Source organism: Paenibacillus sp. L3-i20 (genome assembly GCF_022180385.2).
GTDB lineage: Bacteria > Bacillota > Bacilli > Paenibacillales > Paenibacillaceae > Pristimantibacillus.
Genome location: NZ_BQME02000001.1, coordinates 1,071,341 through 1,091,045, shown reverse-complemented (window position 1 = coordinate 1,091,045; position 19,705 = coordinate 1,071,341). Strand labels below are relative to the sequence as shown.

At 35.9% G+C, this 19,705-nt stretch carries 14 protein-coding genes and 1 pseudogene; 12 read left to right on the top strand and 3 right to left on the bottom strand.

Annotated elements, in window-relative coordinates:
- The 6 genes and pseudogenes from MFF31_RS05170 to MFF31_RS05140 all read left to right on the top strand — a co-directional run bounded on the left by MFF31_RS05170 (position 1) and on the right by MFF31_RS05140 (position 11,890).
- Positions 1–732, top strand: coding sequence for a DUF6063 family protein (locus MFF31_RS05170; protein ID WP_238187038.1), 732 nt, complete (start codon positions 1–3; stop codon positions 730–732).
- A 4-nt stretch (positions 733–736) separates the two neighbouring features.
- Positions 737–5,224 (top strand): CCDC158 family protein, encoded by a 4,488-nt coding sequence (locus MFF31_RS05165; protein ID WP_238187037.1) that lies wholly within the window; start codon positions 737–739, stop codon positions 5,222–5,224.
- A gap of 290 nt (positions 5,225–5,514) precedes the next feature.
- The gene (locus tag MFF31_RS05160) at positions 5,515–6,306 is read left to right on the top strand and encodes a Hachiman antiphage defense system protein HamA (RefSeq protein ID WP_238187036.1); all 792 of its coding nucleotides are present in this window, start codon (positions 5,515–5,517) and stop codon (positions 6,304–6,306) included.
- On the top strand, positions 6,303–9,629 hold the full coding sequence (locus MFF31_RS05155; RefSeq protein ID WP_238187035.1) for a DEAD/DEAH box helicase: 3,327 nt from the start codon (positions 6,303–6,305) through the stop codon (positions 9,627–9,629). The genes MFF31_RS05160 and MFF31_RS05155 overlap by 4 nt, the downstream gene beginning before the upstream one ends.
- 73 nt (positions 9,630–9,702) lie before the next feature.
- Positions 9,703–10,990 (top strand): annotated as a pseudogene (locus MFF31_RS05150) (AbiJ-related protein).
- A gap of 66 nt (positions 10,991–11,056) precedes the next feature.
- Positions 11,057–11,890, top strand: a complete 834-nt coding sequence (locus tag MFF31_RS05140; RefSeq protein ID WP_238187032.1) for a hypothetical protein — start codon at positions 11,057–11,059, stop codon at positions 11,888–11,890.
- A 120-nt stretch (positions 11,891–12,010) separates the two neighbouring features.
- On the opposite strand, the gene MFF31_RS05135 is transcribed toward MFF31_RS05140, so the two are convergent.
- A complete protein-coding gene (locus MFF31_RS05135; RefSeq protein WP_238187031.1) occupies positions 12,011–13,219 on the bottom strand; it encodes a protein kinase domain-containing protein in 1,209 nt (402 codons plus the stop codon).
- A gap of 859 nt (positions 13,220–14,078) precedes the next feature.
- Here MFF31_RS05135 and MFF31_RS05130 point away from each other — a divergent pair.
- The 6 genes from MFF31_RS05130 (at position 14,079) to MFF31_RS05105 (ending at position 18,657) form a co-directional block, all read left to right on the top strand.
- The gene (locus MFF31_RS05130; RefSeq protein WP_238187030.1) at positions 14,079–14,747 is read left to right on the top strand and encodes a DNA alkylation repair protein; all 669 of its coding nucleotides are present in this window, start codon (positions 14,079–14,081) and stop codon (positions 14,745–14,747) included.
- Positions 14,748–15,150: 403 nt separating this feature from the next.
- Positions 15,151–15,588, top strand: a complete 438-nt coding sequence (locus MFF31_RS05125; protein WP_238187029.1) for a LytTR family DNA-binding domain-containing protein — start codon at positions 15,151–15,153, stop codon at positions 15,586–15,588.
- A gap of 14 nt (positions 15,589–15,602) precedes the next feature.
- Positions 15,603–16,031 (top strand): DUF3021 family protein, encoded by a 429-nt coding sequence (locus MFF31_RS05120; RefSeq protein WP_238187028.1) that lies wholly within the window; start codon positions 15,603–15,605, stop codon positions 16,029–16,031.
- A gap of 147 nt (positions 16,032–16,178) precedes the next feature.
- Positions 16,179–17,486, top strand: a complete 1,308-nt coding sequence (locus MFF31_RS05115; protein WP_238187027.1) for an alpha/beta hydrolase family protein — start codon at positions 16,179–16,181, stop codon at positions 17,484–17,486.
- Positions 17,487–17,921: 435 nt separating this feature from the next.
- Positions 17,922–18,410, top strand: a complete 489-nt coding sequence (locus tag MFF31_RS05110) for a YfbM family protein (RefSeq protein ID WP_238187026.1) — start codon at positions 17,922–17,924, stop codon at positions 18,408–18,410.
- A gap of 106 nt (positions 18,411–18,516) precedes the next feature.
- Entirely contained in the window at positions 18,517–18,657 is a 141-nt protein-coding gene (locus MFF31_RS05105) for a hypothetical protein (protein ID WP_238187025.1), read from the top strand.
- Between the two features lie 264 nt (positions 18,658–18,921).
- Here MFF31_RS05105 and MFF31_RS05100 read toward each other — a convergent pair whose 3' ends face one another.
- Together MFF31_RS05100 and MFF31_RS05095 are read right to left on the bottom strand one after the other, a co-directional pair.
- On the bottom strand, positions 18,922–19,353 hold the full coding sequence (locus MFF31_RS05100; protein WP_238187024.1) for a hypothetical protein: 432 nt from the start codon (positions 19,351–19,353) through the stop codon (positions 18,922–18,924).
- On the bottom strand, positions 19,350–19,556 hold the full coding sequence (locus MFF31_RS05095; protein WP_238187023.1) for a helix-turn-helix transcriptional regulator: 207 nt from the start codon (positions 19,554–19,556) through the stop codon (positions 19,350–19,352). Before MFF31_RS05095 ends, MFF31_RS05100 begins: the two co-directional genes overlap by 4 nt.
- Positions 19,557–19,705: the final 149 nt, after the last annotated feature.

Sequence of the window (19,705 nt, the reverse complement as noted above, 5' to 3'; positions counted from 1 at the left end):
ATGGCCTCAGAAAAAATAAAACAATCAACCGATATCTTTGCAAGATTAATGAGACTGAAGATAGTAGATCGAAACGAAAGTATGCTGAGAGCTTATTTTGAAGATACGCAAGTTTATGATTATGTTCATCAAATCGCGAGGAGTTTTGGAGCTATTATTTTAGATGGACACGAAAAAATCCAGCTCTTAGCCGATGGCAGGGAATCTGTATTCGCTACATCTTTCACACATTTGAAAGAGAAATATAGTGATATTGAAAATAAGAAAGAGTTTTATCTCTTGTGCAATATCCTAATGATTTATCTTAGTGAGATCGATGGAGAATTGTCTGTTCGTTCTCGCTATGAAATCCGAGGGATTACCTTTCATCAGTTGGAAGAGGTCATTACCAATGTGTATCAATACTGGAAGGATAAATTAGCAAAAGATGAAGAGTTTGAGAAGAAGTGGTCCATGAATGTACGAGAACAGATTGATTTTTGGTTAAGTAAAGACTTAAAGGATAATGGAAATAAATTATCACCATCTATGAGAAATAAATTTGGCATCATGAGAAAGGCACTGAACTTATTTGAACATGAAAACCTTCTTAATATTATATTAGAGGGTGATGAAAATACAGTGTATGCTTACCCTGAATTGTACGAACGAATTGAAGGGGTCTTTCATAATTACGAACGTTACACTATGTTGAGAGATTCGATTTCAGAAGCCAAAAAGATGAGGAGGTAAACCATTGGCCGCAATTAATAGATATCGTATTGTTGGAGCGAGATATAAACAGCAAACACGAATGTACACAGATAAGATGTTTGAATTCGGTTCGGATAACAAACCGCAAAATGGCATTATAACTGGTAAAAACACGTTCGGAAAAGGAGTGTTTTTACAAATTTTGTTCCAACCTCTAATTCCTCTGACAGCATGGAACCGAGGCAAGAACACAGTTAATCACTTTTTCTACGGAAAAAACTCGAACTTCCAACCTTATACGTTTTACAGCTGCATTGAATTTATTTTACCAGATGATCAATTTTTGTTAGTAGGTATTGCTTTAACATCGAAACTAAATGATAACAAAGAAAGCGAACCTGTGTATACTCTTTTCGTGCGTAAATACGGAATTAGTCTAATGGATGAATTTACAATTAATTCGCTAGAACTGTATGACAAAGAAAAAGAGCAGCCCATTCCATACTCAGTTTTTGAAAAATTCTTGAAAGATAATCAAAAAGAGTTTCTTACCTATACCAAAAATACACTAGCTAAGTTCTATCAACATTTGGAAAAAGATTATGGTATCATCAAGAAGGATTGGGAACAGCTTATTGATATTAATCAGTATGAAGGTGGAGTCTCCAATTACTTTGATGACAAAAATTCCACAACAAATAATGGCTTATTCTCCAATATGATCATCCCTGCTATTGAGGTGCGTCTAAGCGAAGAAGGAGAGGAAGAAAGTCTTATTACGTTATTCAAAAGCAGTGCTGCTATCGCTAGAAATCTACCGGAGTTAAAGAAGAACGTTTCCTCGTATCAGGAAATTAAAAACCATAATGTTGAAACATATTCTAAGTTATTAGAACTGATTAACGAAAAGGACAAGCATATTGAACACATTGAAAAGGGGCGTTCTATCCTTACCGCATTTTCTAATCATGTTAAGATGCTGGAAAAAGAAAGAAGCCAACATGAAGATGAACATGGTAAGTTGATGACCAATAAGAAGACGCTTGATTGGAAATTACAAAACCTTCAATATGTCGAAAAATATAACCAGTACCATAATTTGATTAAAGAGCTCAAGAACGGTGAAGCGGAATTAGAACAAAGGGGAATACAAAAAAAAGCTCTAAACGAAGAAACCGAACATGCAGAACTTCTATTACAACTTAAGATATGGCATGAACAAGATCATAAGATGGAAGGTGTACGCCAACAAATTAAGGTCTTAGAACAATCCAAAGAATTTCAGGATACTATGACAGAACAACAAAGAGTTAAAGATGGAATTCTGCTTGAATGGAAAAGTGTTACTGCTGCCATTGAGGATATATTAACTGCAAGTAACTCCTATGTAAAACACATTAAAACCAAGCAAAAAGGGATCACCGAAGAAATAGAAGAGTTCAAAGGAGAGCTGTTCAATAATGAAGTCGAAAGACGTACATTATTGAAATCCACCTCGACTTTTGAAGCTAGTCTTGAAGAAGGGAAACAGATTTACGGAGAAGCTTTTTATTATGAAATGGAAATTCTGTTGCAACAGAAGGAGCAAAAAATTAAAGAATCTATCGCCAACCACGATAAACTTGTGTCAGAACAGGATCTAAAGCAACAAGATAAATTCAACTTTTCCCTAGAAAAAGTTTCGATAGAACAAGAAATAAAAGCGCTGAATAGAGATCTAGTTAAGTTAAATCAGCAACTTCTAGACGAACAGGATAAGGAAACGGCTTTAGCAAATAAAGTTTGGAGCGTGCTTCGTGTGAAGCCTGCTGATATTCCGAACTTTAGAACATGGATTCCTGAGCAAAAGAACTTGCTAGAGAATAAAAAGGACGATTGGGAATTAAGTATAAATCTATTAAACCTACAATGGTATGAATTGGCCTTTGAAGTAAAACAAAAAGACGAGCCTTTTCTCATACCTAGCGAGGAAGTATATAAAGTTAAATCCCTGCTTACCGAGAGAGGGATTGCGGTTAGTTATGGTGATGAATATATTAAGCAACAAGAACCTGAAAAAAGAGTGGAGCTCAACCAAAGGCAACCGCTCCTTAAATACGGCTTAATCATTCCTGCTCATCATAAGTCCTACATGGCAGAAATCCAAAAGATCAATAAAGAGTACTTCCATACCCCGATACCGATCTTTTGGGTAGGTGAGTTAGAGAAGATAAACGAGATGCCCTTCATCCTTTTAGATAAGAAGGCAACCGATTTATCTATTCATGATGAAGAATTGATTCAATACAAAGAAGAGCTGTCAACCAAAGGCTTGCAGATTAAAACAGAAATAGATAGTACAAGCCGGTATATTGAAGAGCTTCGTTCAGTCATGGCTGCATTAGATTCCTTTGATGTTAGGGTAATTTCCAAAGAGCTAGAAGAGCAAGTAAGTCAACTGGAATCAAGCATCAAGATTAAAGAAAATGAGGAAAAGGCAATCCAGAAAAAAATGGATAGCGTTAATGTTGTTTTAAGAGAAATATCAGAAAATCTGAAAAGCGCCTCAGCAACCATGTTCTCTTTAGGAGAAGAGATCAAAAGGCTAGAAAATTGGATTGTAGCTAAGAAGAAGTATGGAGAAGAAACATCAAGGTTAACAGTGGTAAGCCATGAAATTGAAGTAAGGGTAAGAAAAATAAGCGCTAGAGGTAAGGAATTAGAAGAGATAGGAGATAGCTTTGGCCTATGGTTAGAATCTTATCGAGACTGGAGAAACAAGAAAGACGAACTCGTAAATGAAGTTCGTAAAGCGATTCCTCAAGCTCTAGATCCGGTTGAACAGTCTGTAGGCACAATGACTACTGAACAGCCTGTTCTCCAGTTAAACAAATCGAGTTTAACCCTTTGGTTGTATCAATGGGATGCTCTGCAGCAAGCAATCAACCAAAGGGATAGTAAATTGTTTGTACTGAAAAATGATTTGAAACACTATCGGGAATTGACGGATAAAGAAGAAGCGAAACTTAGAAAATTGAATCTTCAATGGAAGCAATTCGAAATACCGTCAGAATCCATTTTAATGTTAGAGGGCAAGTTTGAAATAAAGCAAAAGGAATTACAAAGAAATGAAAATCAGATCAGCGCTTTATCAGCCCTAATCAATATCTACAGTTCCCAGACCAAATCATCGGAACAAGAATTATCTCGATTAAAGACACAAGTTCACAATAATTTCTATAATGACCTTGGTAAAACAGTTGAGGTTTGGGAAGTAATCGATTTTGAGAAACTGAGGAGTGAAGCTGAGAAAGAACTAGAAGGTACGAATAAGGATATAACAGATACAAACGGGATTATTAACGATATAACCGACAAGTTGGGTCAATATGAGTTGTATACTCAAAATATGAAGGCGACACTAAATACTATTAATATTGTAGACGGTTCGATCCCTTCATTTTACATCCAAGAAATTGTAGAAAAAAATCCAAAAACAACATGGGAAGATTGGATAGGACTGTATAAGGAATTAGAGGGACTCGTCAACGAGAGGAAACGAATTCTTCAAAATGTTTATCGCAAGAAAAAAGAGGTTTTTGAAAAAAGTGAATGGGTACTAGAAATAAAAGATTTGGCCTTAAAAGTTTACAACGATATGGATTTCGATGAATTAGAAGAGATGAAAGCCTCCGTTGAAGGACTGGACCTGTTAGCAACTAGTCAAATAGCAGCTACAGAAGATGAGCGGAATGAAGCAGAAGAGGCAAAGAGAGAATGGGTGGATCACGCTTGCAAATATGCTCTACAAATCATAGAGCATTTACGGAAAATGATTAAGGCTATGAAGATCATTAATCGGAATAATATAACCTTCCCGCTTGTTAAACTGAAAAATGAAAATACTCTCCCTAAAGAAGCAGAACAAATCAGAGGGGGTATAGAGGATCTATATGACAAGGTGATTTCCGAATTATTCATTGACTATTCCAGCGTTGAACTTATCCCGAAAAAAGTGCTAAAAAACAAGAGTGGTACAAGAAATATTATTTTCGCAGCACTTAATAATAAATATCCTACGCTTATGTTATACCGATTGCATGAGGAAAATAGTTTCTTGTACGAGCCTCCTAAGGCAGAATTCTATACGGAATGGGAAACTATCAACGAGGCTTCTAAAACGGATCCTACCGGAAGTGGCGGACAAGTCTTTAGTGCAAGAACCTTAATCTTGATGATGCTCATTTCATTCAAACGAACAAATGAGGATAGAAGTAATTGGAAGCCGTTAATAACGGATAATCCATTTAGCGTTGCCGTAAGTGAACATATTGTAGACCCTATATTGGCGATTGCCGAGGAATTGAAATTCCAATGGATAGTTGTTACACCCCCCGAATTGGTAATGAACGTTGGGTTGCTACAAAAATTTGATGTCTATTATCAATTAAGTGCTGAAAATACTAAACATGGAAGGGACACTGTTGTGTCTGAAGTTCAATATGGTTATAGAAATTATAAAAAATCAAATCATATCATGAAATCAGAATAAGTCGGTTCAGAATGACGAATTTGCATACATGGTCGCGAACTATAATCCAAACCTTCATAAACAGAACGGGGAAAATGAATTGAAGCGGAAGCGAACAAATAATTATGAAGGATATAAAAATCAGACTACAGTTCATGAAAAACGATTAATGCATTGGAAATCAGCCAGACAAGCCTTTGATAAAATGATCAAAGATTTTCTGCCATTGCAAATCAAGTAGATAGAAAGAGAAAGTTAAACAATATGGAGACTTTTATAGTTAAAATACTAGTAGGGGAGTTGAAGGAATTATGACATTGATAAATGATCATTCAACTGAAAATCATCCATTGTCCATATCACTTACATCTTCCGACGAAAATGCAGCGAGTGATATTTTACATAGATGTTTAATAGAAAATGAAAACTATGATATTTTTCTTGACTATATGACACGGGCATTACAAGATCATCATATTAGTCCTCATGCATTAGAACGTCGTAAAGATTTAATCAAATCGTTACAAATAGTTAATGCGCCAATGCCCCTGTCTCCATATCCAAAGAGTCTCACAACTCAAAAGGGGAATTTTGCTGAAGTTTTTCTGGCAGAGTATTTGTACATGACGACTGAGGTGGAGCTCCCTGTATACAGATTAAGATATAATCCAAACGTAGAACAATCAATGAAAGGTGACGATGTGTTGCTTTTTGATCTGGATTCTGATCCAGTACGAATCATCGTTGGGGAATCAAAGTTTAGAGGAACTCCCAATAAACAAGCAGTAACCGAAATAATCGATGGACTCGTACGTTCAAACAAAGCAGGATTGCCTATTTCATTAATGTTTGTTGCAGAGCGCTTGTTTGAAGCTGGTGATTCTGAATTGGCTGAGAAGGTTCAGAATTGCGCTATATTATTTGCTACGAATAAATTGCAGATAGATTATGTTGGTTTACTGATGAGTACGCACAGGGCTAAAGAGATTATTAATGAGCACGCTTCAAGTGAGTTGCGTAATTTATTAATGATATCCTTAGGCTTTCAATCACCAGAAATGATTGTCCAACAAGCGTTTGCACAATTGGAGAGGATTAGATGAGCATCCCTACAGATTATGCAATATCTTTGCTTAAGAGTTTAGAGCAAGATCGAATTGAAAACCTTGTAACTCAAGCTGATGCACGGAGAATTTTGCAAGAGGTTAAAGAAAGTCCCGAAAACTATCCTAGTTTTGATTCTACGCTTACAGAAAAGGCAACACATATAGGATACACTTTGATTTCTTGTGGTTGTTCATTGGTTGAAAATGACGACGCAGAAACTGCCGAGGGATTGGTAGTACTAGAAAAAGCCGGAAAGATATTGTCGGATGCGTTTAAGTTTAATCATGATGAAATAGATACGATAAACTACAACCTTTTAATTGCTGGCATGTCGTTATATGCAGCTAAGCAATATTCACGTGCATTTATTGTCCTCCACGATATCGATGTTGATTTTACGGTAGGTCAAATAATCATTCATTTTATAAAAAAAGACTTTGAATCCATGCTCCGAATTGTAGGTGATGTTCTATTCACTCAATCACCAGAACATTTGAATCTTCGTGATTTTGATGAATGGGTAATATCACATGAAATTGCACGCTGTTTTTTATTGGTTATGGACTTCATTCACACAGGTAATCAAGAGAACTTTACAGCTATAAAAGGTATTCTAGAAAAGCTATTGGCTATTTCTTCCGAAAGTGCTTTGACGTTATACTGGCTTGTTATTCGACTACTAAGAATTATCTTTTCTACTTTTCAAGGTTCATCTCTTTGGTCTACCTTGCCACCGTATCTTCCGGCAAAGTATATCACTGAAAAATATATACGTTTACTCAGTGGATTTAGATCTCCAGTTACTGAAATGTGGCCATCTCAAACAGCGGCGTTGCCGCTTGCCATTGGCGATAATAGTGGCGCTGTCATTAACCTACGTACAAGCGGTGGAAAGACAAGAATAGCAGAGATAGCGATTCTCAAAACCTTATCTACTCATATATTATCAAAAGTTTTGTATCTTGCACCATTCCGTTCCTTAGCTTTTGAAATTGAGCAAAGTTTAAGTAATACATTTGGACCACTGGGTATTACTGTTTCTCAGTTGTATGGTGGTTCGACTGCCAATGTTACAGACTTTGAACTAATCAATGAATCTCAAGTCATCATTGCCACACCTGAAAAGGCAAAGGCACTTATTCGTTGCGGATCAGGACTTGAAAAAGAAATCAAGTTAATTGTTGTTGATGAAGGGCACTTGTTGGGTGTAGAAGAAAGACATATCAAAAATGAAATATTTCTTACGCATATCAAGGAGTTCGCTTACAGAAACCAAATAAGAATGTTACTTTTATCTGCTGTATTGCCAAATGCAGACGATTTAGCTCAATGGATCACAAGCGACTCGGATCTAGTGGCAAAGTCGGAATGGAAGCCTGCTCTGGAGAGGTTGGGCTTATTACTTTGGAACGGCAATCGCGTTAGGTTAGAGTGGAAAAGCGAAGGTGAACCATTTAACCCAAACTTTATCCAAAAAGGGCCTTTAGGATTTGGACGTAGGAGAAATCACTTCCCGAATAATAAAAACGAGGCTGTAGCTGCAACAGCAGTTCGATTAGCGCAAAACGGGACAGTCATGATATATTCCGCAAGGGCTAATTCAATTAATGGGTTGGCAGAGAGCGTACTTCTAGCACTAGGAGAGCATCCAGTAGATTATCAGTGGGATAATTCTCTATGGAATGTTTTTGAAAGTGTTTGTAGTGAGGAACTCGGCAATGACGATATTGTTTTAACAGCCGCAAGAAAAGGGGTCATTTGTCACAATAATCGATTGCCTACGCTTGTTCGTATTGCTATTGAAAGGCTGATGCGTTCTAAAGCTCCACGAGTAATCATTGCTTCCTCAACACTTGGGCAAGGAGTTAATGTTGGTATTTCAACTGTGATTGTGTCAACACCATATTATAGTGAGAAAGCAATCAGCAATAGAGACTTTTGGAATATTTGTGGAAGAGCAGGGCGTGCATTTTCCGATGTTGAAGGGAAAATACTCTATGCAATTGATACAACGAGAGCACCATGGCAAGTTAATAATGATAGACGACTTGCCCGGAATTATTTTGATAATCTACAAATGGAGGAAGTGCGAAGTGGTTTACTTGCTGCGTTAAAGGCTATATGCAGAAATGCAAACCGTACCGGCATTGATTTCACATTGCTTGTTGAAACAATAGCAAATGACCTTATTGAAGTTAATATTCGTGACGATTTTTCTAAGTGGTTAAACCGTATTTTTGACTTTATAGATGATGGGCTTCTCGCAATGCATGAAGATTTTAGTACAGATGATGCCGATATAAACTGGATTGACGATGTCTTTAGAAATTCACTAGCACTTATTCAGGCAGAAAGTGAGAATGAAGAATCTTACCTAGCTCTTTTAAAAGCACGTACCACTGCTTTGTTGCACAGAATACCAAATAGGACGGATAGAAAAAAGTTGATTTCTTCGGGCGTTCCGCTGTCAGTATCCCAATCTATGTTAAAGGATATTGATTTTTTTAGAAATCTTGCATTGGCATTCATTCAATCTTCTGTTAGCGAACATCGTGATATTGAATTGATAGATAATATTATCCGGGAACTAGAAATTTGGAGCAATCTAAAAGCCTGTAACTTAATGAAATCTGTACCAGAGCATGTTGTTCTAGATAATATTCGTCGCCCATGGATAAGTGGGGATGCGCTCGCTACAATAATGGCAATTGAACAAGGTGTTGTTGAAATTTCGAAAGACTATTACGGCTTTACGTTACCATGGATTATACACGCTGTTTCCCAATTATTTGATCATGAAACAGAAGATAATGTAGTTCAGTTATATACTTCACTTGCTATGATTGTTGAGCTGGGTCTTCCCAACAAGCTAGCAACGAACATATATATGGCAGGTGTGCGTTCGAGAAGCTCAGCCTTAGAGTTGTCCACTTTTGACATTTTTAAAAACAAGAGTATCTCTGAAATCAAGCAGGTACTTTTGGACTTTTCAGCATGGGAACACGCCCTTTCGGATAGCTCAAGAGTATGGATAGAATTGCTAACAGGATCAGCAAAAACACATGCATCTAAGAAAGTATCTTTTCCTAATTTTACATGGGCAAAGCATAATCTTCCTGATAAGTTACACCTACGAATGGTTAATGGGGAGTATTTTCTTACTTCAAGCGATGGATACTTTTATGAAAAGGTTGAATCAACAGATGGTTTACCCTTTTCAAATATAGCAAATATTACTGGGTTGTTCTTTGTATATGAAAATGATCAGTGGCAATTACGTTCTTATAATCCGCGAATAGTTGTAAATGATATAAATTAGATTATCATCTGATCAATTAAACACGACGATAGCTACATTTAATAATTTTTAGAAAGGAGAGACATTCAAACAAATGAATATCATAAGTGAGATAACTAAACGTGATATTTTTGATTTGTTTAAACATGGAATGGATATACCTGAGCTTTGGGAAATGCAAAGAGTACATTACAATTATTTTGGGCGAGTAGAAGAAATCGACTTTCTCAAGAGGGTATACGATTTGAAGGGAATGCCAAGTTTAGATAAAAGATACCAAAATGCTGAGGAAGATATTTGGCAACATACAATAAACAATGATGATTATCCATTTTGTTGGGTTTTTGAGGACGAACGCTTCCCATTAAAAAATGGAATTGATGAAACGTATTTGAAATTTATCTGTGAAATTTTTCATCCCACTGTAAGAAATGAAAAAGGATATCGGAAAGAGTTCCTTGCTGAAGTTAACAAATTGCTACGAAACGATGGATATGAAATTTATCCAGCAGAGAAATTATCCAACCGAGATGTCTATAATTGGAGAATTTTTGATTCGGCAGAAAACAAACTATTTATCCCATTTTCTCAAAGAAATCAAAAGGGAATTAAAGAGAAGAGAATGTCGCTTCCAATCAAAAAGAACACTAGAATACAAATATATCAACTTTTCGAAAAATATAATGATGTATATCGAAAAACAGATAAGATTACTGGTTGGGATTATGATTCTACAACGAATGAAGAGGTCATCGGTGATATCCGGCAATTTTACATACCTAAATGCTATAATGAGCAGGGTCAGTATGTGGAAACTGATAACTTAAGAGATTTTGTGTTTTCAAGTTCACCCTATTGTGTAATCGATGCAATAGAGTTTTTTGAAAAATATAGCCCAAATACTGATTTCGAGGCAGAAGTTAATGCATTTTTGAAATTTGGATGGGGTTCCCCTCAAGCTGAATAATGGTAAAGTTGAAAGTATATTTAATATACAAATAAAGGATAGTACATTAATACCGATTCAGGAAGCCGGTCTTAAAGAATTGCTCCAAGAAGCAGCTAACTATTATGATAATGATAATCTTAAAATTGCTGTTGAAAAACTGTGGGATGCTTTTGAGAGGCTTAAAACATATTATTCTCCTACTTTGGACAAGAAAAAATCTGTAATTAGAATCATTGGAGATATAAGCGGTCAAAAGGCCCATTATAAAGACCTCTTTGAAAAAGAATTTCTTGAGCTTACGCAAATTGGGAATGACTTTAGAATTCGCCATCATGAAACAACAAAAATAAATATTGAGGATCATAGACACTATGATTATTTTTATAAGCGGTGTCTATCGCTAATTTCAGTTTCGATTCAATATTTAGGTTAAGGTAGACATGGCATCCCTAGACGTAAATATAACCGCAAATTTAATAAGAGAAGGGAGTGGATCTATGTGTCTTTACTTTTTAATATAACAAGTTTTGAAGGCTCACTTCATTTTTTGAAAGATTATTTGGAGATAGATCCTAAGAGTGTGATTGAGTACGTAAAATCAGATGACAATGATGTTGATATAGATGATTTTATTGATAAATTTAAAATTTCATTAGATAAGTTAGAACATGAGAATATAGAAGCCGTAGCGCTCCATGTAACTTCTAATGATGACGATTGTAAGTCTATTAAAAGTACCGGTTTACTAAATTTACAACAGGCATTAACAATGAATACACCAATAAAGAAGTACCTAAGAGAATTTCAAATTGAATTTGATGTGTCTAATAAAATATTGTGGGTTAAGGGTAACCAGTTAGATATTACTTATAACAGCAGTTGGTCTAATGATAAGGATGAAAGATTAGACAGTGTTGCTAGAAAAGTATACTTCGATCACCAAATAAACGGCTTTTTTAGCATACAAGATGCTAAAGATTATGATGGCAGAGTTCATGAAAGGCCAGAAATATTGCATAATCTGAAAGAATTATTTAAAGCTGGTGTTTTAGAAGATCGATGGAAACAGACTTGTAAACCATACGTTATTAAGTATAAAGCACCATTAGACTACTTTACTTATTACTCTTTTTATTCAGAAAAGTACGAGTATGAGGAAGACTATGAAGAAAAAAGAGCTTTGAAAGTCTGGTTAATTAATAATGCGCTTTATGTTGTTTGGAATATGGTTCACAAAAGAATGATGCCAGAAATATTCGCTTACATGAAGCCAGAGGTGAGCATTATTCCGGAAAAAATTTTAGAGATTATTCCACTTGATGTTTGTATTTAAATGGTTAAGTTTATAAACCAGGTTTTTTTAAGTAAAGTTAATAACGATTGATAGCTATTGAAATTGCTAAATCCGGCTGCAGGATATTTTGATACAATTGCATTAGAAGTGATAATAATTTTATTGCGTTACTGCAGATTTTATCGATATAGTTACTTTATTTAAAAACGCTTGTCTCATCTCTTCGACATCCCTGAAACGTTCATTTTTATTCGGTGATGTGGCTTTTAAGACGAAGGATTTGAGCTCATTATTTCTTTCACGATTATAATGTCCTTTACGCCCAGTAAGTATGAAATAAATGACTTTTCCAAGGGCGAACGTTTCGTGGCGGATTTCATAATTTTCAAATCCTACATTATCGAGATCGTTATAATCGTTGATTGAACCTTTTATTTCAGTTCCCTGTCTTGTAAGCTGACTGTCGGGCTGTTTAACTAATCCAAAGTCTGACACTTTTAACCAACTAGAATCATCATCATGATGCTTTACTAAAATATTTGCATAGCTAATGTCTCTGTGTAAGATTCTTTTCGAATGAATGTATTCGAATGCATTAAACAATTGGATAACTAGAGCTCTTCTCTTGGCATAAGGTAGTCTAGTATTATTTCTAGTGATGAAAGTGTCTAATGTCTCATCGGCCAATTCCATTACGTATTCATTTTTGTCATCGTCGTACCGATAGGTTTTAATGATAAATGGAGAGTCTAATTTCTTCATTTCATTATATTCTTTCTTAAATCTTTCGAGCTCATCAGAACGTAAATTTGCATCTGCTCTTTTTACAGCGAAACCGCATCCGTAGTAAGCATCATCGAACTTATAGACGGTGGCATATGATCCCTTGCCTATAGGCCGCATTTTTGCTGTCTGGCTTTTAGTTGCATGAACAGTCGTCAATGTAGTGGCAAGCTTAAAGATTGGCTCAGATTCTTCTATTTCTATCATTGGGAAATCTTGAGGGATAGAGCTACCACGATAATATGCTAAAAATATTTTGCATTGGGCGATCATTTTACTGTAATAAGGGGTGATATCAAAGCTATACTCCCCTTTAAGCGTTTTTTGAACGTTTCTTATCATGTTAATTACTTCGATAAGTTCTCTGCTATCGGAAGCATTATAATGTCCGCCTTCTCCTGGGGTGTTTTTTTGATTCATAAAGGAAAATAGGTTATTAATTTTTGCATGCATTATTGAAAATAGTTCCTTTAAATTTGAATTAGATATATCACCGTAAAAAAGCCGATAGATAGATGTGTTTTGGGGAAGAGGCTCTTGGCTAATTTCGTCTATTTTTAATTGTACATATGCATCTAAATTCATCGTAATTCATCCCAATCTTCAGTAATACTTGGTAATAATATAGTACCATATTATAAGTCCCGATGGACTTCAATTAATACGAACCTCCCCGTAAATTCGTAAGAGACCAGCGAGGAAAAGTTACCCGCAACATGGCTTGAATGAATTATTGAAGAGCTAAAGAAGCGTTTGTTTGCGAAATGAGTTGGTATTGAACAAGGGGACAACTATGTCTGTCCTTACTAACTATAATGTAATTTATAGACGCTAACTTTAATGTGATTGAGTTTTAAAGGGGCATTTTGGAGACACAAACCATAATGTAATTCTAAGAACGAACTGAAAGACAAAAAAACCTTGATTTCACGGGATTTCTTAATCACTAACTATAATGTCACTAGACAAGATTTGTTAGAAGAAAATAAAGTATTAGACTGAGAAAATAAAGTTAGACTGACATGAACGGACATACTGCTACTAGCGGCTCTTCTACAGTCTTAGAATCGACATCAAGAATAACAACATGACTCTTTAATTAGGGCTACCTTCGGGTAGCCCTATTTTTTTTGTTAGGAGAGTGGTTCTTAGTGGCTAGACCACTTTTCTATTTTTAAGCATAATAAAAAGGCCACCCTTAGCCATAAATCGACCAGAGGAACAAACTATATTTTAACTAGTGTCCAGAGAAAAAATAGTATTAGACTGAAAATAAAGTTTTAAACTGAGGGTAGTTGGAGAAAACTTTAATAATGTTACAATATTAAAAAGATAAACTTTGGAGGCGCACCACTGCAATAAGACTTATAACGAAATTAAGTTCTTGATATATCCCATCAGGGACATATTATGAAACAGTGCTTTAATTAAGGAGTTGTAAAAAATGAATGAATATAAAGGTACAGAAATAAAACGTTCTTCAAAAACAGAAAACATTCTATCTCAGATCAACAGTAAAACTAAGCTAGGCGACTTACGAAAAATCGCAAAGGACATTAAAAAAGATCACGAACTAGCTATGGAACTTTGGACAACCGAACAGTTTTTTCCCAGATTATTAGCAATCTTAATTATGGATAAAAAACTTCTTTCACAAGAAGTACTAAATAAGCTTGATAAGGATATGCAGACTCACACTTTTGATGAGCGAAATAACTTAATGGATTGGTTAATGGCTAATCAGCTCACTAAAGACAAGAAGACAATTGCATTGATGGAGTCATGGAGAAATAGCCCTTCTGCTCTTCAAAGGCGAGCTTTCTGGTATTATCAAGCTCGATTGAGATGGACTGGACAAACACCGCCTGATAACACTGAAGACTTACTATCTACATTAGAAGCTAATATTACGCAGGAAGAACCGGAAGTTCAATGGGCTATGAATTTCACCGCAGGCTGGATAGGCATTTATGATCAAAAGAAACGAGCACGTTGTATTAAACTTGGTGAGAGAACGGGTCTTTATAAAGATGAAATGGTATCAAAGGGCTGTACTCCCGACTATTTGCCGGAGTTCATTGCGATTGAAGTTAACAAACGAAATAATAATTAGTTACCTTTGAAAAATTTATTAAGGATTAATGTGAAAAATAAAGAAATTCAAATCCTTAATTATAAAAAATGTAATAGGCTTGGACCGAAAAATAAAGAAAACAACGCGTTATGGCAGCTAGTTAGCGAAATATGCAAGGAAGATGTAATGATTAGCTCACTATCTCTTTTTGATCTGTAGGGGCGCTTATCTTTAAGAAGAACACATTCCAGCTGCGCAGTACAATAATACTATTCAAAAGACTAATGTGATGTTCAACCATCGGGTAACGTTAGTTCAGCTTTTCATAGAATTCCTTTTGCTTTAACGTTACTTATGTTAGAGTTCAAGTTATTGCGACTACGGTAATCATATATCTTTTTAAAATTAAAAGTATATATAACCAAATATAGTAGGTGTTATTATGAAAATTTCAATCGAAGAAATAAATAGGGATCTGGAAGAAGAGATTCTCATCAGATGCCATGAGGTGGATGAGGAGATTTACGAGATCGTTAACATTTTGAAATCAGAATCCCTCATCTTGCTCGGATACTATAATGATCGTGTTCATCGTATTAAGCTTAGCGATGTCTTTTACTTTGAGGCAGTTGAAGGAAAGGTGTTTATTTACTGTAAGGACAAGGTTTTTGAGATAAAACAGAAACTTTATGAACTAGAGGAACTATGCAGGGAGAAGAAGTTTTTTCGTGCGTCAAAATCAACGATACTGAACATAGCTATCATTTCATATATTCATCCATCCATAAGCGGTAGATTTGAAGCGGTGCTTGATAACGGAGAACGTGTTGTTATATCTAGGCAATATGTGCCTGTCCTTAAAAGTATGCTTGGATTATAAATGGAGGGGCAATTATGAAATTTTCTGAATTTATAAAAGAGATGATTCGAGATTTCTTTATCATCTTTGGATCCATCATCATTATAATTACGATTTTGCGACAATTTGTTCAACCCGATTTACCCTTTGATTTGAAGTCGATTTATACGATTATGACATTTTCCGCTATTGGTGCATTGACGGGATTTATTATGTATTCTCGCAATGATCTAAGTGAGAAGCAAATGCGTATAAGACTTGCTATTCACTTTTTTGCTTTAGAAATCATTCTGATTTCTCTTGCAGTTTTCATTGGTATCATAAACAGTACATTAAGTGCAATTATTCTTGCATTACAAATAGCAGTAGTCTACATCATCGTTCGTTTGCTGGCATGGCAAAATGATAAAAAAGTTTCTAAAAGCATCAATGAAAAATTAAAGTCTTTTAAGGAAAATAATTAAGAGCAGCGATTAGCTAAACAGCTTATCGCTCTTTTTTTTGCAACTTATTGCCCTGTAGCTACAGCTTATTGCTTTTTTATATACATCCTTTCAGCAGCTTTATAAGATGAAATCACAAATCATTAGAAACTGAGAGGGGTAATTATTATGGGATTGTTAGTATTGTTTGTCACATTAATTATCGAATTTATGTTAGCAATATATTGCGTCACAACTAAGCAAATCCACTCGAAACTCAGAAGCTGGATTCGAATTGCGTTATTTACAACATTTGTCCTTCTTACACTTTCGTCAGTTATCGTTTGGGATTTCCGCTGGGTAATGCTTGCCATACTTCTTTTCATACTAGCTGTAATCGGCACGGTTTCGCTCATACGCAACAAAGCGAATACCAAAGAATACAAAAGTTCTCGTATGATTGGAAAAGCAATGTTGATGACATTTGCGCTCTTATTTGTATGTATACCAGCTCTTGTCTTTCCCCAATACAAATTGCCGAAAGTTACAGGTGAATACAATGTCGCAACAGCCACTTACACATATACAGATGAAAACCATATTGAGCAATTTACCGACACCGGCGAAAACAGATTTGTTAATGTACAATTTTGGTATCCTGAAAACGCCGACGGAACCTATCCACTCCTGATATTCTCACACGGTGCATACGGTATTAAGGATAGCAACACTTCTACTTATACTGAGCTTGCAAGCAACGGTTATGTAGTCGTTTCGATTGATCATCCCTATCATTCCTTTTATACGGTTTCAGATGACGGGACAACTACTTTAGTCAATAAAGAATATATGCGGGAAATCAGTAATTTAAACACAGAGGGCATTTACACACCAGAGGAAGTCTATGGACTCATTCAAAAATGGATGAAGCTGCGTACAGACGATATAAATTTTGTAATCGATACGATTCTTCATAAATCCGAAAATGATAACAACCCCATTTATCAACTTATTGATACTAGTAAAATAGGTGTTTTCGGACATTCGATGGGTGGTGCAGCAAGTGTTTGGGTGGGCAAAGAGCGTGATGATATAAGTGCAGTTGTCAATATTGACGCTCCGTTGTTTAGTGAACTTATTTACAATACAGAGATAGATAATTTTGCAGCTAGTAGCGAAGTCTATACGACCCCGCTTCTTAATATTTATTCTGACGATGTTTGGGTACAGCTTGAAACTATTCCCGTTTATGCAGCAAACAAGACTATTGAAAGTAAATCCACAGAGGCATATACGGTCCATTTTAAAGGTGCAAAACATTTAAGTCTGACAGATTTGCCTTTATTCGCTCCTGTATTTGCAAATATTCTACAAGGTGGAAGAAAAGCACATATTGATAAATACTACTGTATTGAAACTCAAAACGAACTGATTCTGAAATTTTTTAACTATAAATTAAAAGGTACTGGTAGTTTTGAATTCGAAGAAACATATTGATGTCCATTTTCAAAAAAATGTTTAAGGATCTGACTTCTTAAGCTCTTTCGCTTTTTTAATCAGCTCCTTATTCTTCGGACAAGTAGGGGGAGTACCAGCATAACTGACAATATTCACAAACTGATGGAATTAATGGGGTCTTATTTATGGCCTTGTTATATTCATTTTGTGTGTCGGTAGTCGCACACTTTCTTCTTATTTATCGAATCCACTCGTATGGCCAGTAGTTCTTTGAAAGTCTTGAGAAATGGAACAATGCGGTCTTTGCTACCCTTTTCTTTATTTTTTAGTCAATAGATTGTATTTTTAAAATAGCAGTGCAAGAAGTCCTGACAGCAACATGGGTATAATGCTCCTTGAAATACACAATTCCTGGATGTTACATTTTGTTAGGGTAGTATAGTCACTACTAAAAATGGAAAGAAGGTCAAGAACATGGGAATGCGTGGATATTACTTTGCTATGGATGATAATCTGGTGCAGCAAATCGCAGCAGGCGACATTGCATTGAGGAGTTTGAAAATAGACGATTATCCCGGACTGGACATTGATAGATCCTGGGAGGCGATTCACTACTTGCTTTGTGGAAATATTTCCGATGGAGATGCCCCTCTTGGCTATGTTGTTCCGCTGACGTCAGACAAAGGCATTGATTTTGGCTCATTCGGGGCGTTTTCCTTACGAGCTGGACAAGTTGCAGAAGCGCTTCAGGCTATGTCTGAGCTGGATGAAGCGCAGCTCCGATTGCGGTATGATTTCCCGGCCATGGTCAAGGATGAGGTATATCCTCTTGAGCCTGACACTGTTTCAGACAAGGATGAGGATGCGTTGTTTGCCTACATGCTTCAGCATTTTAATGAAATCCGGCGTTTCTACAGCCAAACTGTAGCCAAGGGCAAAGGTCTCATCTTCTATATTTTTTAATTCTAAGCATTTGAATCAATCAGGGACCGATATAACAAAAAGTGCTGAACTAACGAGTAGGATAGCGTGGTTGTAGAATACCTCAATTGAAGAGTTGAAGCCTTAGATGAAATGGGCGCAGGAAAAGCATACCGAGTATAATTCAGAACTTGGGGTAAGAGAAGCTCATATTAAATTTCTAAGTAGAGAAAACTTAAGGTTACTTGTATTTTTGAAGGATACTGGACAATTTATGGAAGCAAGTTAAGGGACACGAATATATATGCAAAAGTAAAATATTCATCATGCACTGCAATTTATTAACATAGTTGTGCGTTTCCTTTAAAGTTATCGACATTAATCAAAGTCTGCCACTCAACACTTCAAGTTTGACGCAAGCCGACCGATTTTCAGGTATTCAACCCTGATATCGCGCGGCTTTTCTTTTTCCCCTGCTCTTACGTCAAACTTTAAGACAAATTGACAAAAGGAGCAACCTTTCGATTACTCCTAAAGAAGTACGGGGATTTAATTACATTTCTTTATAGTACTTGAAACGGTAATAAGTGTTATATCCAAGGATAAACATATAGACAAAAACCAATTGCAATAACATTATTAAATCTATACCCATCAAGGAAAATGCTAAAATTAAGGCTCCAAACACATAAACCATCATGTCATATGCTTTCGCTTTTGCCCGATTAGCGATTGCCAAATTACGCTCATCTTTCCTTTCAATTTCTAGTTGCTTTGCGGCGGCGGGATTATTATTCATAGCGTGACGGAGAATTATTTCTCCTATACCGTGACCGAAAACAACACAGCCAATCCCAACACAGATATAAGGCAACGCTCGCAGCATACCTTGTGGATCTTCAATTGTTTTGATGAAGTACACACCAATTACTAGTAGTCCTACGCCTACAACGGTAAGAAAATAAATCGGAATAATTTTTTTCATATATGTTCATCCTCCTCATAAATAAAGATTTCTTCGATACTCATATCGAAAAAACGAGCTATCTTGAACGCTAAAAGGATCGATGGGTTATAACGTCCGTTTTCCAGCGAACCGATAGTTTGCCTTGACACTTCAAGAGCCGTTGCTAATTCTTCTTGTTTAATCCCACGTTGCCTGCGGATTTCTTCTAAACGGTTATTCATGTCACCCTCCTTATGGAAAGTTGACTTTCCATAAGGGGAGTATATCGTGCAATGTCAGAAATGTAAAGCTTGCTTTCCATTTTAATAAAACTTTTAAACTTCAGAGGGGACGGCAACTGCTGGATACCTATTTTGATGATTGACAAAAC